This window comes from Kordiimonas lipolytica (genome assembly GCF_042651265.1).
Classification (GTDB): Bacteria; Pseudomonadota; Alphaproteobacteria; order Sphingomonadales; family Kordiimonadaceae; genus Kordiimonas; species Kordiimonas lipolytica.
Window position 1 is genome coordinate 300,190 of record NZ_JBHSCR010000005.1, and the last position, 14,734, is coordinate 314,923.

14 protein-coding genes are annotated in these 14,734 nt (G+C 55.8%); 8 read left to right on the plus strand and 6 right to left on the minus strand.

All coding sequences use genetic code 11. The annotated features are described in order from the left end of the window. The first annotated feature begins 204 nt into the window (after window positions 1–204). The 5 genes from ACFO5Q_RS09095 (at window position 205) to ACFO5Q_RS09115 (ending at window position 5,218) form a co-directional block, all read left to right on the plus strand. Window positions 205–636, plus strand: a complete 432-nt coding sequence (locus tag ACFO5Q_RS09095) for an energy transducer TonB (RefSeq protein WP_068151875.1) — start codon at window positions 205–207, stop codon at window positions 634–636. 135 nt (window positions 637–771) lie between these two features. After that, window positions 772–1,611, plus strand: coding sequence for an energy transducer TonB (locus ACFO5Q_RS09100; protein ID WP_068151873.1), 840 nt, complete (start codon window positions 772–774; stop codon window positions 1,609–1,611). Between the two features lie 97 nt (window positions 1,612–1,708). Then, complete coding sequence (locus tag ACFO5Q_RS09105) at window positions 1,709–3,058, plus strand: cytochrome P450 (protein ID WP_068151872.1); 1,350 nt, start codon at window positions 1,709–1,711, stop codon at window positions 3,056–3,058. Then, window positions 3,055–4,680, plus strand: coding sequence for a GMC family oxidoreductase (locus ACFO5Q_RS09110; RefSeq protein WP_068151870.1), 1,626 nt, complete (start codon window positions 3,055–3,057; stop codon window positions 4,678–4,680). The genes ACFO5Q_RS09105 and ACFO5Q_RS09110 overlap by 4 nt, the downstream gene beginning before the upstream one ends. A 97-nt stretch (window positions 4,681–4,777) precedes the next feature. After that, entirely contained in the window at window positions 4,778–5,218 is a 441-nt protein-coding gene (locus ACFO5Q_RS09115; protein WP_068151868.1) for a universal stress protein, read from the plus strand. On the opposite strand, the gene ACFO5Q_RS09120 is transcribed toward ACFO5Q_RS09115, so the two are convergent. Continuing rightward, window positions 5,115–6,809: a response regulator gene (locus ACFO5Q_RS09120; RefSeq protein ID WP_068151864.1), complete on the minus strand. Its 1,695-nt coding sequence runs from the start codon at window positions 6,807–6,809 to the stop codon at window positions 5,115–5,117. The genes ACFO5Q_RS09115 and ACFO5Q_RS09120 overlap by 104 nt on opposite strands. Window positions 6,810–7,184: 375 nt before the next feature. Between ACFO5Q_RS09120 and ACFO5Q_RS09125 the strand changes: the two genes are divergently transcribed. Then, window positions 7,185–7,571 (plus strand): DUF423 domain-containing protein, encoded by a 387-nt coding sequence (locus ACFO5Q_RS09125; RefSeq protein WP_197421271.1) that lies wholly within the window; start codon window positions 7,185–7,187, stop codon window positions 7,569–7,571. A gap of 3 nt (window positions 7,572–7,574) precedes the next feature. On the opposite strand, the gene ACFO5Q_RS09130 is transcribed toward ACFO5Q_RS09125, so the two are convergent. Genes ACFO5Q_RS09130 through ACFO5Q_RS09140 form a run of 3 tightly spaced genes read right to left on the minus strand, consistent with a single transcriptional unit; the run spans window position 7,575 to window position 9,993 of the window. Then, a complete protein-coding gene (locus ACFO5Q_RS09130; protein WP_068151860.1) occupies window positions 7,575–8,978 on the minus strand; it encodes a sensor histidine kinase in 1,404 nt (467 codons plus the stop codon). Window positions 8,979–8,980: 2 nt separating this feature from the next. Beyond that, entirely contained in the window at window positions 8,981–9,646 is a 666-nt protein-coding gene (locus ACFO5Q_RS09135; protein WP_068151857.1) for a response regulator transcription factor, read from the minus strand. Window positions 9,647–9,663: 17 nt separating this feature from the next. Continuing rightward, window positions 9,664–9,993, minus strand: a complete 330-nt coding sequence (locus ACFO5Q_RS09140) for a PepSY domain-containing protein (RefSeq protein ID WP_068151851.1) — start codon at window positions 9,991–9,993, stop codon at window positions 9,664–9,666. 123 nt (window positions 9,994–10,116) lie between these two features. On the opposite strand from ACFO5Q_RS09140, the gene ACFO5Q_RS09145 reads away from it, so the two are divergent. After that, window positions 10,117–10,974, plus strand: coding sequence for a universal stress protein (locus tag ACFO5Q_RS09145; RefSeq protein ID WP_068151847.1), 858 nt, complete (start codon window positions 10,117–10,119; stop codon window positions 10,972–10,974). A gap of 72 nt (window positions 10,975–11,046) precedes the next feature. Beyond that, window positions 11,047–12,174: a glycosyltransferase family 4 protein gene (locus tag ACFO5Q_RS09150; RefSeq protein WP_156432050.1), complete on the plus strand. Its 1,128-nt coding sequence runs from the start codon at window positions 11,047–11,049 to the stop codon at window positions 12,172–12,174. Here ACFO5Q_RS09150 and ACFO5Q_RS09155 read toward each other — a convergent pair. Both ACFO5Q_RS09155 and ACFO5Q_RS09160 read right to left on the minus strand, forming a co-directional pair. Then, window positions 12,164–13,162 (minus strand): aminoglycoside phosphotransferase family protein, encoded by a 999-nt coding sequence (locus ACFO5Q_RS09155; RefSeq protein WP_068151833.1) that lies wholly within the window; start codon window positions 13,160–13,162, stop codon window positions 12,164–12,166. The genes ACFO5Q_RS09150 and ACFO5Q_RS09155 overlap by 11 nt on opposite strands. 104 nt (window positions 13,163–13,266) lie before the next feature. Then, entirely contained in the window at window positions 13,267–14,574 is a 1,308-nt protein-coding gene (locus ACFO5Q_RS09160; RefSeq protein WP_068151831.1) for an MFS transporter, read from the minus strand. Between the last annotated feature and the right edge of the window lie 160 nt (window positions 14,575–14,734).

A 14,734-nucleotide genomic window follows, 5' to 3' on the forward strand; every position in this document is an offset into this window, starting at 1 on the left:
TAATAGACCCTATGCTGACTTTTATAAACGAAAGTGCCTGCTTGGGGCACGATGATATGCGCACTGGGGGCGCGAGCGACAGCAGGAGACAGAAGCAAGACAGACGCTGCAGAAAAAGCGGCGCGTTGGCCTTTTTGGGGAAAAGGCTTGTCACGATAGTGGAGCATGAATTCGGAATCTACTTGAGAGAGGAAGGGGAAAACCATGCGAACCACAACCAAAGCCGCCTTGGGACTCTTGATCGCGGCAGCTATGGGCGCACCAACACCCGCTGCCTTTGCAGAGGGGGACGAACACGACGGACACTGGCTGACATCACGGTGCAAGGGGGCACGCCTTGCGTTTGCGGTGAAACAGAAGCAATTGCAGGGTTATGTCAAAGTCAAATACGACATCCAGCCAAATGGCCGTGTCACCAACATACGCGTAGTTGAAAGCGACCCACCTGGCGTCATGGACCGTTCCGTGTCCAACGCAATCAGGGGGTGGCGCTATTTCGCCTATTTCAAGGACGGGGTTGAAAGCGGCCGCAAAGATGTGGAGCTAACCTTTACATTTGGGGGTTCTCCTGAAGAACAGGAGGCAACCTGCACCCACGTACCATGGCCCCAGGCAACAACCGCTGAAGCAAAATAAACCACTCAGCCAAGAGCAATCAACAGCCCGCCCTTCCGGTGGGCTGTTTGCATGTTACGTCACAAACTCGCTGTTGACAGCGCATATGATTTATATATGTTATATTATATCATTTTCATTCATGGGGCACAGGGAATGTTCAGACAGATCGGAAAAAGCGCACTTGTTTTCATGACCACCGTGATGGCGCCTGCTGCAGTCGGGGCCGACGGACCGGCCAGGCCACAAGATCCCATGTGGCAGAATTCCGTTTGCGTCAACCCAATGTTGCCGCGCATTGTCGTCAAGAAACGCCTCACAGGTCACGCCTCAGCGCTGTTTGATATCACCGTCGAGGGCGAGGTGGAAAACATCAGGATCACGGATAGCGACCCAAAGGGAGTAATGGACGGCGCCATCAAACGGGCGCTGAGGCGCTGGTCCTATTTCCTTCATTTCGAAGATGGATATGCAGCACCCCGCAAGGATGTGCCCATTACCTTCACTTTTGGCGAAGAAGGTGAGACCACCTGCAGGCATATACCGCTGCCGGAACTGCCCTCTACCGTCGGGGATCCGTCCGATCCCTATATTCAGCTGAAGCAGTGCACCATGCTGGTAATGCAGCAGAAAGAGGCACGAGACCGCATATCCGGCAAAGTGACCCTAGGCTATGACATCAGCAAAAGTGGCAAGGTTGAAAACATTGAGATACTGTCCTCCACGCCCGAGGGCGTATTCGATGACAACGCCGAAAGGGCACTGGCACGCTGGAAATATCACCAGTTCGAAGATACTGGCGAAGCAATTGCCCGCAATGGCCTGAAGGTCGATTTTTATTATGGTGACCTTCCTGAAGGCGCTCCCGACAACAGGTGTGGCTATGCTCCATGGGAAGCAACCAATATAATAAGCGACATGGAGTATTACCAGGAGCGCCAGAAGAAGCCATTTATCAAAAAAGGCGTACCTGCCCCCTCTCACGGCAAGAATTGACAGCCACAATTAGTGCCCTATAGTCAATTTCTGGACTGTTGAGTTCCGTTTATTCCATTTGGACCGGATCACAGCACCCTGGGGAGGGACAAGGCACATGACTACAGCTGCAACAGAGCGGCCAGCGGCGCGTCTGGAAGATATTCCGGGCGAGCGCGGCCTGCCGCTAATTGGCCACACACTTGATATCATTCGCGACCCGGTAGCCTTTGGCGCCCGCATGCGCAAGACATATGGCCCCATATACCGGACCAACAGCTTCTTCCGCGACAGCGTGACCCTTCTTGGGCCGGAAGCGAACGAATTTGTCCTGATGGACAAGGGCAAGAATTTCTCAAGCGAAAAAGGCTGGTGGCCCTATATTGGCAAACTGTTCCCGCGCGGGCTGATGTTACTGGATTTTGCCGAGCACCGCGCGCACAGGCACATCATGGCGGCTGCCTTCAAAACCGAACCCATGAAAGGGTATCTGGAGCGCCTGAACGACGCCATGCCCGACCGCATCAAGGCCTGGGGCGAGAAAGGCCATTTCGAGTTTTACCCGGCCATCAAAGAGCTGTCGCTTGATATGGCGACCACGGTTTTCCTGGGCCTGGAGCCAGGCGAGGAAAGCCGCAAGGTCAACAAGGCGCTAACGGACATGGTTGCCGCCAGTATGGGCGTGGTCCGCGTTCCCATCCCCGGCACAATGATGGCCCGCGGCATAAGGGGTCGCCGCTTCATGATCGACTTCCTGCAGGGCCTGATCCCCCAGCGCCGGGAAAGTGACCTTACAGATATTTTCACCCAGCTGTGCAAGGCGCGCGACGATGAAGGCAATACCTTCACCGACCAGGAAATTATCGATCACATGATCTTCCTGTGGATGGCGGCACACGACACCATCACCAGCTCGGTAACCACCATGGTTTATGAACTGGGGCGGCACCGGGACTGGCAGGACCAGTTGCGGATGGAAATTTCTGCGCTCGGCCTCAATGACGGCCGCCTGCCCTATGAAAAAATGAATGACCTGACCCTGACGGAATATGCCTTCAAGGAAGCGCTGCGGCTGAATCCGCCGGTGCCGGCCATGCCGCGCGAAACCGTGCGGGATGTTGAATTCAAGGGTCATATCATCCCCAAAGGCACAATCGTGGGCCTGAGCACAGTCACAACGCACCGTGATCCGGACACCTGGCCAGAACCTACAAAATTTGACCCAATGCGCTTTTCAGCCGAAGGCGGCGCCAAGGAAAGGCATCGCTATGCCTGGGTACCGTTCGGCGGCGGTGCCCATATGTGCCTGGGTTTGCATTTTGCCTATATGCAGGCAAAGGTGATCATGACGCATCTGTTGCCGAACTATGAGCTGATCCTGCCGGAAGGTTACAAGACCAGATTTCAGATCATGCCGCTGATCAAACCGGTCGATGGCCTGCCAATCACACTGAAAGCGATAAAATGAACCAGAAGACATTCGATTATATTGTTGTTGGCGCCGGGTCTGCCGGGTGTGTCATGGCTGCACGGCTAAGCGAGAATAGCGCGGTCAGCGTCTTGTTGATTGAAGCGGGCAAGAAAGATAGCTCGATGGCGATCCACATGCCCGGCATGATCGCCAAGGTGGTGGCACCCAACAAGCACAATTGGAACTACTGGACAGAAGCACAGCCGCACCTGAACGGACGCCGGCTTTTCTGGCCACGCGGCAAGGTGCTTGGCGGCTCGTCTTCGATCAACGGCCTGCTGTATGTACGTGGCCATGCGCGCGACTATGACGAATGGGCGCAGATTGGTTGCAAGGGTTGGGCGTGGGATGATGTCCTGCCCTATTTCAAAAAGGCAGAAGGCAGCGACCGACCAGACGATGACCTCCACTCATCCAGCGGACCACTTCTGACGACCCAGCACACGTCCGACAGCCCGCTCAACGTCAGCTTCCTGAATGCCGCAAGCGAAATGGGCCTGCCCTTCACCGACGACTTCAACGGCCCAAAGCAGGAAGGCGTGGGTTGGTACGACCAGACAATCCGTGGCGGACGCCGGCAGAGTGCAGCAAAGGCATATCTGGATACAGCGAAAGACCGGCCAAACCTGACAATCCTGACCGAAGCCCAGGTGCGCCATGTGATGCTGAAGGGCAAAAAAGCCGTCGGCATTGAACTCAGCCGTAAAGGCAAGGTGGAACAATGGCATGCAGGCCGGGAGGTGATCCTGTGCGGTGGCGCCATCAACAGCCCCCAGCTTCTGCAGCTATCGGGCATTGGCGACCCGAAGGACATCCAGGCTGTTGGCCTGCCCGTTATGCATGAGCTGAAGGGCGTCGGTAAAAATATGCAGGACCATCTGGACCTCACGGTTTATGCCCACCTGAAGGAACCGATTTCATACTTGCGCTACAAGGCTCCGCACCGCGGTATTGCGGAAATGCTGAAATGGGTGATGAAAAAGCCGGGCGTTCTGTCAGACTGTGTGACCCCGGTTGGCGCGTTCCTCAAGACCGACCCTGCGCTTGAACGGCCTGACATCCAGTTCCACATCATGCTGGCGATGGCCGATGAACCACACGGCTTCGCGGACCCCCACGAACACGGCTTCGGCATTCACATCTGCCAGCTCCGCCCACATAGCCGCGGCACGATTTCCCTGGCCTCCAGCGATCCGCTGGCGCCCGCGAAGATCGACCCCAACTATCTGGCGGAACCGGAAGACCTGCGGGTCATGCGCGAAGGCATCAAAGTGGTGCGCCGCCTGATGCGCCAGCCTGCGCTCGCCGACCTGATCGAGAAGGAAAAGAGCCCCTGGGACACCATTGATCTGGAAGATGACGCAGCAACCAATGACACCGTCCGCGCAAAGGCCGAAACCATATATCACCCTGTTGGCACGTGCGCCATGGGCCCGGCAGACAACGCCATGAGCGTGGTGGACCCGAGCCTGAAAGTGATCGGCCTTGAGGGGTTGCGCGTCGTGGATGCGTCTGTCATGCCGCGCCTGATTGGTGGTAATACCAATGCCCCCACTATCATGATCGCCGAAAAATGCGCCGCCATGATCAAAGACGGCCTGATAGCGGAGCCTGCATAATTCCCGAACAACAATTGATATCCGTCAAGGTAACTGCCAGTATGGGTTGATAATTTCCGTCTTGAGTATGGACATATTTTTTCCGGGAGGAGCGGACATGGGCAAACAAAATCTTTATCTGGTAGCTGTTGACGGCAGTGAATGGGGCGACAGGGCAGCCAAGCATGCCATCAACCTGGCCAAACAGACCGGCGCGAAAGTGCGCCTGATCACAGTGATCCCCTGGTCCGGTTATCAGCCTCTAACCGTTGAGGAAATCGTCAACCGCCCGCTTGAAAAAGAGCATGAAGAAAAGCGCGCCCGCGAGGAAATCCTTGATCCTGTTGTTGACAAGTACAAGGATTCAGGCGTTGAAATCAGCAGCGAATTCTTCTGGGGCCACCCTGTGGACGTAATCCGCAAACAAGCCAAAGATGAAAAAGCCCATCAGGTCTTTATTGGTCGGCGCGGTCGGTCCCGCGTGGCCGATTTGATCCTGGGAAGCGTAGCCAACTCATTGGCCCATTCCCTGGGTGTCCCGATCGTTCTGGTGCCTTAAAATCAGACCAGGACCGATTTGCTTTACGGGAAGCGATGGCACGCGCTATCGCTTCCTGAAGCTTTTTAGGGTCCACCGGCTTACTTTGATACCCGTCCATACCTGAGTTCAGGAATATCTCCCGATCACCCTTCAGCGCATGCGCCGTGAGCGCCAGAATTGGGGTCTTGCCGACAGACCCGACCAGCGACCGGATAAGAGACGTTGCCTCAAGCCCATCCATCACTGGCATGGCAATATCCATCAGGATAACGTCGAACGGCTTTTCCACCTGAACCTTATTCACAGCTTCCTGACCATTTGACACAATCGTAACTTGATGCCCTTCACGCTCCAGAATCGTGCGGAACAGTTCCTGGTTCACCGGATTATCTTCAGCCAAAAGAATGCGCCATTGGCCGGTCTGGCGCCCAGCCCCGACCCTTGTGCCTTGGCTGTTTGCCACGACAGCATCCCGTGCTTCATGTACCGGAATAGTGAGCGTGAAGGTCGTGCCTTTTTCAAGCGCGCTTTCAACCTTCACAGTGCCACTAAGAAGGTCCAGCAATTCGCGGCACAAGAAAAGCCCGAGCCCTGTGCGATTATAGAAACGGCCGTTATCCACGCTTGGCTTGCTTGGTTCGAATAGCGTCCCGATGCGGCTTTCAGGGATACCGACTCCCGTGTCGGAGACTTTCACCAGAAGCTCGGGCTGTTCACGTGCCTGCCGGTAGTCGACCTCAAGGCTGACGCCTCCTTTATGGGTAAATTTGAATGCATTGTTCAGGAGAACTGCCAGTATCTGCTGCAGCTTCTGATGATCGACCTTGACGTGCCTTGGCACATCAGGCGAGACGCTGAGCACACCTCGCAGCCCCTTCTGCGATCCCATTGTTTCAAACATGCCCATGACATCCTGAAACAAAAGTGGCAGGTCGGTTACTTCCTCTTCCAGCTTCACACGCCCTGCTTCCAGATAGGAAAGGTCTGTCAGCTCATTCACGAAGGTTTGCAAAGACTGACCGGCACGTACCAACAGCTCGATATATTTGCGTTGTTCATTGGTCAGCGCCGTATCGCGCAACAGTTCCGCCACCCCAAGCACACCATTCACAGGCGTTCGTATCTGGTGGCCGATCATGGCCAGGAAATTCAGACGCTCAGCTTCAACCTTCTTCGCCAGCACTTCGTCTTCATCTTGCAGTCCCTGCCCCTGCGCCGAATATCCAGCACGCAGCGCGGGCAGATTGGTTCGAATCTGTATTAGACAGAGTTGGTCTACAACCTCTTCCCTGACCGGGCGCAAGGAATGCACATAATGGCGGGCTTCAAGAGGCTGGATGGTGACATCAACGGGCTGGGATGAAAGTGTGAAATCGCCGTCAGCCTGAGGAATGCTTGTCGCAATCCCCATGTTGATCGCGTTGCGGACCTTATCCACCAGCAAGGGCGTAAAGATAGAGGGCAATAATTTGTCAGCTTGCTGGTAGCAGGCGGTTTCGCTGTCAATGCCTGTGGCCTGCGCCATCCACCTGTTCCAGAGCCGTATTTCAAGCTTCGAACCAATAACGACCAAGCCGACATTCGCGACATTCACAATTTCCTGCAGCACACAATTCTCCTCGACAGCTATCAAGGCGGCATCCAATGATGCAGCCTCCCACACTCCTACTTCCTCCCCGTATCAAACTAATTTGGCGCACTCTATTGGCGCGACCCCAGGACACTTACCGTTATCTGCCGTTATTTTATTGTTGCTTCTGACCTGATCCACACCGATTACGGAAGTGCCTCAAGACAGCTTTTACGGTTCCATGCTACGAAACGGATCACCAAAAAACAACTATTAGTACGCATAATAGCCTAAAATATATAACCTTAAGATTGTGTTTACCATATTCCCCCGACCCATGATTGAATGAAATGAAATTTAATGCTTTAAATTCATGCACTTATAATTTTCCCGCTAAAAGGATGTGAAACTGCTGTGCAAATCGCTCGCAAAATTTTGATCTTTGCAGGACTGAACGGCGCCATTGCTGCCGGACTTGCTGCCGTAGGCGCGCATGCACTGCCCGCTTCCATTCCTGAAGCGGACATCGCCATGTTCACCATGGCAACACAGTTTCACTTGTTCCATGCGCTCGCGCTTCTGGGGCTTGCAGCCTTGGCACACAATACCGCAGGCACACGGCATCTGATGATCCCGGTCTGGCTGTTTCAGGCTGGTGTGCTGGCCTTTTCAGGCAGCCTCTACGTAAGGGTGGTCTTCGGGCCGGGTAGCCTGGGTGCCTTCCACTGGATCACGCCGCTTGGCGGTCTTGCCCTTATTGCGGGCTGGCTTTCCCTGCTGGCGCTGAAGCGAGAGAACTAGCCCCTATTTGGCCGGAAGCTTCAGTACCACCGCAAGACCACCAAGGGTGGCCCGTTCCAGCGAAGCACTGCCCCCATAGAGCTCTACAATATCGCGTACGATCGCGAGGCCAAGGCCAGTCCCCGGAACGTGCTCATCCAGGCGCTGGCCACGTTCGAACAAAGCATCCATTTCAGCTTCATCCACACCCGGTCCATCGTCCTCCACACGGAATTGCATGTAAGGCCGGCGATGGTCTGCCGGCAGCATTTTAGCTGTCACAGAAACCCTGCCCGTGGCCCATTTTCCTGCGTTATCAACGATGTTGCCAACAACTTCGTCGAAATCCTCTTTCTCGCCGTCAAACTTCAGGCCGGGATCGATATCCAAATCCACCTTCAGGCTTTTACCCTGATTAAGCCTTTCGATCGCTCGCGCAATCTTCTCTGTACGCTCCTTGACCGGCAGCCCCTGCCCGCTTCCTCCTCCTGCGATCCGCGCACGTTTCAGATGGTGGTCGATATGTTCACCGATGCTGCGCACCTGTACCGCGATGGCTTTTGCCTTGTCTGCGGGGTCTTCATCCACTTCATTCTTGATAACACTAAGCGGTGTCTTCAGGGCGTGCGCTAGGTTGCCCACATGGGTGCGGGCGCGGGACACCAGCTTTTCATTCTGATCGATAAGAGCGTTGATCTCCTGCGCGAGCGGCTTGAGGTCTTCGGGCCAGTCCCCCTCAATACGTGAGGCTTTACCGCCCCTGACATCCACCAACTTGCGACGCAGGTTCCTGAGCGGTCGCAGTCCATAGGCAACCTGCAGTACGAGCGCGAGCGACACAGTCAGCATAATGAGGCCAAGGGCACTCAGCAGCAGCCAGTTAAAACGCTGGATCGCCTCCCGCACTTCTGCCGTGTCGGTGGCCACCTGATAGCGAAAAATCCGGTCTGCCTCCGGCAGGATGATATCGCGTTCCGCCACCCGCAATGTCTGTCCGTCCGGCCCTTCCACTTCTGCGTGCCTGAGCGAGAAGGTCCGCACCGTCAAATCCGGCTTAAGTTCATAATCCCACAAGGACCGGGAACGGAATGGCGGTTCATCCTGTTCAGATATCTGCCAGTACCAGCCGGAATATGGTGCGGCGAAGCGTTGGTCCAGAAGTGGCTGGTTGAAGCGCAACACGCCCTCAGGCGAGATTTCGCTAATCCCCACCATCGTATCGATCTGGAGCTCCAGCTTTTCATCGACATCGGAGAGGACATAGCTTCGAAAAGCATAGGAAAGCAGCATGCCCCCGATAACAAGCGCCGCACCCGACCACAACAGCGCCGACAGCAACAGACGCCCGGTCAGCGTGCGCAGGAAATGCCGCAAGCGCCCTTGCGAGGCTTGCTTTGCATCTTCCCTTGCTGCGTCCGGTCCTTTCACGCCTACTCCTCAATCCATTCCAGGCGATAACCCAGGCCACGCACTGTGTGGATAAGCGGCACGTCCAGCTTCTTCCTTACCCGGTTCACAAACACCTCAATGGTGTTGGAATCCCGGTCGAAATCCTGGTCGTAGATATGCTCAGTCAGCTCGGTGCGAGAAACCACCTTGCCTTCATGGTGCATCAGATAGCTGAGGAGCTTGAATTCCTGCGCCGTAAGCTTGATGGCACTGCCTGATACCGACACCCGCCCGTTACGGGTATCCAGAATCACAGGGCCGCACTCAAGCTGTGGGCTTGTCTGCCCCGCCGATCGCCGGATCAAGGCGCGCAAGCGCGCGAGCAACTCTTCCATGATGAAAGGTTTGGTCAGATAGTCATCGGCCCCGGCGTCCAGGCCTTCAACCTTCTCAGTCCAGCCATCGCGGGCGGTCAGGATCAGCACAGGCATGGCCCGCCCCGCAGAGCGCCACTTCTTCAGGATGCTGGCGCCGTCCATGATCGGTAGCCCGAGATCAAGGATCACCGCATCATAGGGTTCGGTGTCGCCCAGGAAATGGCCGTCTTCGCCGTCTGCGGCATGATCAACCGAATAACCGGTATCTATAAGGCTGGACTTAATCTGGTCCGCGAGCGCCTGATCGTCTTCCACCACAAGAATACGCATTCTTTTTCTCTCCCCGCTTAACGTGTTGCGACTATTTCACCGGTCCGGGCATCAACAATGGCCACCATGACTTTACCGTCTTTACGCCTGACCCGCAGGTCATATTGCCACCCCCGATTCGTGCGCCGAAGCTTCTGGCCAACAACGACGCCCTGCAGTTTGGCCTCCGCGATCCGCTTGATTTTCGCATAGGACATCAGCTCGCCGCGTTTGATCGCCTGCAAGACATCATCATGTTCATCAAGGGCCGACGCCGCGAAAATCCCTGCTTCGAGAGCGAATGGGAGCGTCAGCATCCCTGCCGACACGGCACCAAAAAAGAGCAGAATACAAATTACACGTTTCATAGAGTATACTTTTAAAATCATCGCGGTGAACGCATGATGAACCAGCTTTGACAAGCATCAAAGACAGAAATGAAACTTTAGGCCAAGCATTGAGTTTGAAAAATGCGAACGGAGGCAATCCCGATGAAGTCAATCCTTCTCCCTCTCACGGCGAATATCCAAGCTGCGCCCCTTCTTGCTGTGGCGAACCGCTTGGCCCTGCAGTTCCGGTCGAGCCTGACAGGCCTTTTCATCCGGCCTGACCCGCGCTCTGCCATTCCGTTCATGGGCGAAGGCCTGACAGCCGACATGATCCAGACCCTGTGCGACAACGCAGAAAAACAAGGCAAGCGCCAGGCTGATGAGGCCGAAGCTGCATTCCGCGCAGCGGCAGATGAGCATGGGCTGAAATGGCTTGCCGAAGGGGAGACCAGCGACAAGGCCAAAGCCTGCTGGTCTGTTCTGACGGGCGAAGTCAGCGACCATGTCGGTCGCCGTGCCCGCACAGCCGATATCGCCCTGTGCCTGCAACCCGACAGTAAACATCTAGACACTGAAGATATATTCCACGATCTGATTTTCCGTTCAGGGCGGTCCGTCCTTATGGTGCCCAGCGCCTATGAAGGCACTGTGGGCAAGCACCTGATGATTGCGTGGAATGGGCGGGCAGAAGGAGCCCGGGCCGTTGCAGGCGCTTTGCCTATGCTCAGAGATGCGCAAACAGTAACCATCGTGCAAGTGGGTGACATTGGCGAAGATCGCCCCGGAGCGGACGCCATTGCCCACTATCTGGCAGAGCATGCAATTGAGGCCAACACCCGGAAAATCGAAGCCGAAAACCAGACGGTTGGCGAATGTCTGCTCAAAACGGCAGATACGATTGGCGCGGATACGATCGTCCTTGGTGCCTACTCTCATTCCCGGTGGCGCGAAATGGTGCTTGGTGGTGTCACCAAACACATAACGGCCGAAAGCCAGCTACCGGTATTCATGAGCCACTAAAAGGGTTGTATTGCCTTGACGCACGTTCCCTGCGGCATTACCCCTGAGGATGTCGCGGCCAGGAGCATTGGATTGATTAACCCTTTTCGAATCCTACATGTTTTCCCATCCTTTGAGGTTGGTGGAGCGCAGCGCCGCGTGGTCAACCAGATCAACGCGCAAACAGGTAATTTCACGCATTCCGTGTTCGCCATGGACGGCTGCTATGAAGCCTTGTCGCTGATCAAGGACATCGGCCCCATCCCGGAGATGCCTGCTGCACTGGACAAAATGGGCGTCTTGAGCTCGGTTAAGGCCTGCCGCCAGCTGTTGAAGGACTTTGGCCCGGACCTGCTGGTCACCTATAACTGGGGATCGGTAGAATGGGCACTGGCCAATCGGTTCCTCAGGGTTTGCCCAACCATCCAGATTCAGGATGGCTTCGGCAAGGAGGAGCAACATCGCGAACTCACGCGCAGGCGTTTGGTCCGTTCCTTCGCCTATCGCGGGTGCGACGCTGTCATCGTGCCATCTCGCACGCTGGAAAAAGTCGCGCGGGAAAGCTGGCATCTTCGCGCGGATAAACTGCATTACGTTCCGAACGGAATCGATATCGGGCGTTTCATTTGCCCACCCGACCGGGGCCTGATGAAGAAACTCGACTTGACCAATGACGACCGCATCATTGGCACTGTCGCAGGCCTCCGCCCCGAAAAAAACATCACACGGTTGATCAATGCCTTTGGCCAAATCGCGGGTCTATACCAGGACGCAAAGCTGGTGATTGTCGGCAGCGGCAGTGAAGAACTGGCGCTCAAGGCGCATGCTGATCAACTCGGCCTGGCCAAGCGGATCGTCTTTACAGGTGCCATGGCAAACCCGGAAACCATCATCCCCACTTTTGAGGTTTTCGCCCTGTCCTCGGATACCGAACAAATGCCCCTTTCGGTTATTGAAGCCATGGCCTGCGGCCTGCCAATCGTCAGCACCGATGTGGGCGATATCAGGCAGATGGTGTGCAAGGAAAACCAGCGTTTCATCCACGGCCGGGACGATCGCAGCCTTGTTAAGTCTTTGTCTGCCATGCTCGAACGTCGTGACAACGGGCTGAGGATTGGCCCCTCAAACCAGCAGAAGGCCAAGAAAGACTATTCGGTTAAGGCCATGGTCGATCAGTATGAAGCCTTGTTCTGGCAAGCCGTGCGCGACTTTAAAATCTAGCGCTCTCATAGTCCGGCACCATTGCCTCAATACTTTCCCGCACGCCTGCAAGCTCTGGCGTTTTTAGCGCGCTGGAAAGGAGCCTGAGCACACGGGGAATATGCCCCAGGTAGATGGGTTTTCCGTCGCGCTTGCTGAGGCGCACAAAAATGCCCGCCACCTTGGCGTGGCGCTGCGCGCCCAAAAGGGCCATATCGCGTTCAAGGGCCGTGACTTCATTATCCTGCATACCTGCCGTGTATCGCTCCATGACAGCGGCGCGCAGCCCCGAGGGCACATCGCGCCGGGCGTCTTCCACCAGCGAGACAAGATCATAAGCAGGCGAGCCCAACAGAGCATCCTGATAATCAAGAAGTCCGCAGTGGCGAATGTCTTCCGTCCCGCCCGTTATCATCAGGTTGTCTACGTGATAGTCTCTCAGCACCAGCGCGCTCCGCACGCGAGCAACGTCCTTCAGGGCGCCCTGCCACGCATCCATATAGCGCTGCTTTTCAGTCTTGCTGGCCTCACTCCCCCTGAAGGCCGGCACGAACCAATCTACAAACAGCTCCGCTTCCCTAAGGAGTGCTGCCATATCATATGGCGGCACATCGACTTCCACAGCCTTTGGGTGAGCATGCAGTGCCTTCAACACGTCTGTTGCCAGAAGATACAGGGGCTCTGCGTCGTGGCCCGCATCCAACAGGCGGGTGAAAGTGTCATCGCCCATATCTTCAATCAGCGCGAAGCCGGCTTCAAGGTCAGTGCCCAGGGTGTCGGCAACCCTTAGTCCCAGCGCGCGCAAGTGGGCTGTAATGTCCAGGTAGGCCTTGAGGTCTTCATGAGCTGGCGGGGCATCCATCAGCATGCATCCATCGCCTGCGCGGCGCAGGCGTGCGTAACTGCGGAAGGAGGCATCAGGGGTCAGCGGCTCTATCCGGGCGTCATGCCAGCCCTGCTCGCGAAGAAATTTCGCCCGAGCCTCTTGGCGCGTGCTTGCCGATGTCATATTGCCTCCCTGCCAGTGCTTGTGGGGCCGATCATATTCACTTTTGCCCGAAGGTAAAGCTGCTGGATGGCGGCATGCCTCCCCAAAGCGGTGAGCCCCAAAGCCTATTCAGCGGGCACCGCTGCAGCAGACACCTTGCCCCACATAACTTCATTACCCGGCCCGGGTTCAGATGGCACGTTGAACGACAAGACAAGCGATACGGCAGCCATGATGGCACCCGCAATAAACACCAGCGAAGGCGAAATCGGCCACAGCACTGCGCCAAAGACCGCCGGGATAACAACCGCCGCAATATGATTGATGGAAAAGCTGACACTGGATGTCGCAGCGATATCACGCCCATCGGCGATTTTCTGCAGGTAGCTTTTCTGGGCGATCGCGAAGGAAAAGAACAGGTGGTCCAGCACATAAAGCGCGGCCGCCACACTGGCCGTTTCAACCACCGCATAACTGCCGAACACGATAATGAGGCCGATATATTCGACAATCAGCGCCTTCCGCTCACCAAACCGGCTGATCAGGCCGCCAAGCTTGGGGGCGAACCACATGGTTACTACATGGTTGGCAAGATAAAGCCCCGCAATTTCAATCACGGTGAAATCGAATTTAGTGACAAGCAGGAAACCTGCAAAAACGACAAAAATCTGGCGCCGTGCTCCGCCCATGAAAGTGAGCGCATAGTAAAGCCAATAGCGCTTTCGGAAAACCATGTGCTTGTGCTGCACTTCATGGCCATCAATGCGTGGGAACGCCAGCCAAATGAAAAGTGCCAGCGCAATGGTCACGCCACCACCGCAGGCGTAGAGGATGATATATAGCCACGTGTGCTCTGCAGACATCGCCGACGCTTCTGCCACGGCCTCTGTTGCACCGTGTCCGCCACCAACCTTGCCCATGACTCCGTCAAGCATATCCGGCGCAAGCAGGAAGATTGCCCCGAAAATCAGCCCATAAGCCAAAAGGGAGCCAACCGATCGCGCAGACATCTGCCGACCGAGCGCCCGCGGAGCGATTGTTTTTGGCAACCATTGAAGCGAAAGGGACATCTGGATGGTTTCAAAATAGTGGAAACCGACGGACATGATGATGGTCGTGAAATACAGGCCGTAAGCGGTTGGGAACAGCCCGGTGATCGCAACACCAAGCCCCAGCATCGCAAGCGCCAGAACGGCGAAAACCTGTTCCCTAAGCACCAGCAACAGGAAAACCGCAGTGAAAGCAAGGAAACCCGGGATTTCACGCAGGCTTTGTAGGATACCAATTTCCTTACCGGTAAAGCCCGCTGCCTCAACCGTGAAATTATTCAGAAGTGTCATCCAGATTGAAAAACTGAAGGGTGCCGCCGCCGCCATCAGAATGAGGCATACTTCAGGGGTCCTCCAGGTGGTCTTTTCCGGTACTTGAGACATAGTCAGGCGCTTCCTCCCAGCAGTCAGTTCGAGGCGTTGGGCGAAAGCTTACCTATTTTCAAAACTTCAATCTATGGAAAACAGAGCATGGCTGAGTTGCGCTCAAGGCATGCATGGCAACCGGCGAAAATAAAGAAGGGGGCAACAGCCCCCTTCCTCC

Bases quoted from the DNA above. Each gene is read 5' to 3' on its own strand.
- ACFO5Q_RS09095 (WP_068151875.1), top strand. From the start codon at position 205: ATGCGAACCACAACCAAAGCCGCCTTGGGACTCTTGATCGCGGCAGCT.
- ACFO5Q_RS09100 (WP_068151873.1), top strand. From the start codon at position 772: ATGTTCAGACAGATCGGAAAAAGCGCACTTGTTTTCATGACCACCGTG.
- ACFO5Q_RS09105 (WP_068151872.1), top strand. From the start codon at position 1,709: ATGACTACAGCTGCAACAGAGCGGCCAGCGGCGCGTCTGGAAGATATT.
- ACFO5Q_RS09110 (WP_068151870.1), top strand. From the start codon at position 3,055: ATGAACCAGAAGACATTCGATTATATTGTTGTTGGCGCCGGGTCTGCC.
- ACFO5Q_RS09115 (WP_068151868.1), top strand. From the start codon at position 4,778: ATGGGCAAACAAAATCTTTATCTGGTAGCTGTTGACGGCAGTGAATGG.
- ACFO5Q_RS09135 (WP_068151857.1), bottom strand. From the start codon at position 9,646: ATGCGTATTCTTGTGGTGGAAGACGATCAGGCGCTCGCGGACCAGATT.
- ACFO5Q_RS09140 (WP_068151851.1), bottom strand. From the start codon at position 9,993: ATGAAACGTGTAATTTGTATTCTGCTCTTTTTTGGTGCCGTGTCGGCA.
- ACFO5Q_RS09145 (WP_068151847.1), top strand. From the start codon at position 10,117: ATGAAGTCAATCCTTCTCCCTCTCACGGCGAATATCCAAGCTGCGCCC.
- ACFO5Q_RS09155 (WP_068151833.1), bottom strand. From the start codon at position 13,162: ATGACATCGGCAAGCACGCGCCAAGAGGCTCGGGCGAAATTTCTTCGC.
- ACFO5Q_RS09160 (WP_068151831.1), bottom strand. From the start codon at position 14,574: ATGTCTCAAGTACCGGAAAAGACCACCTGGAGGACCCCTGAAGTATGC.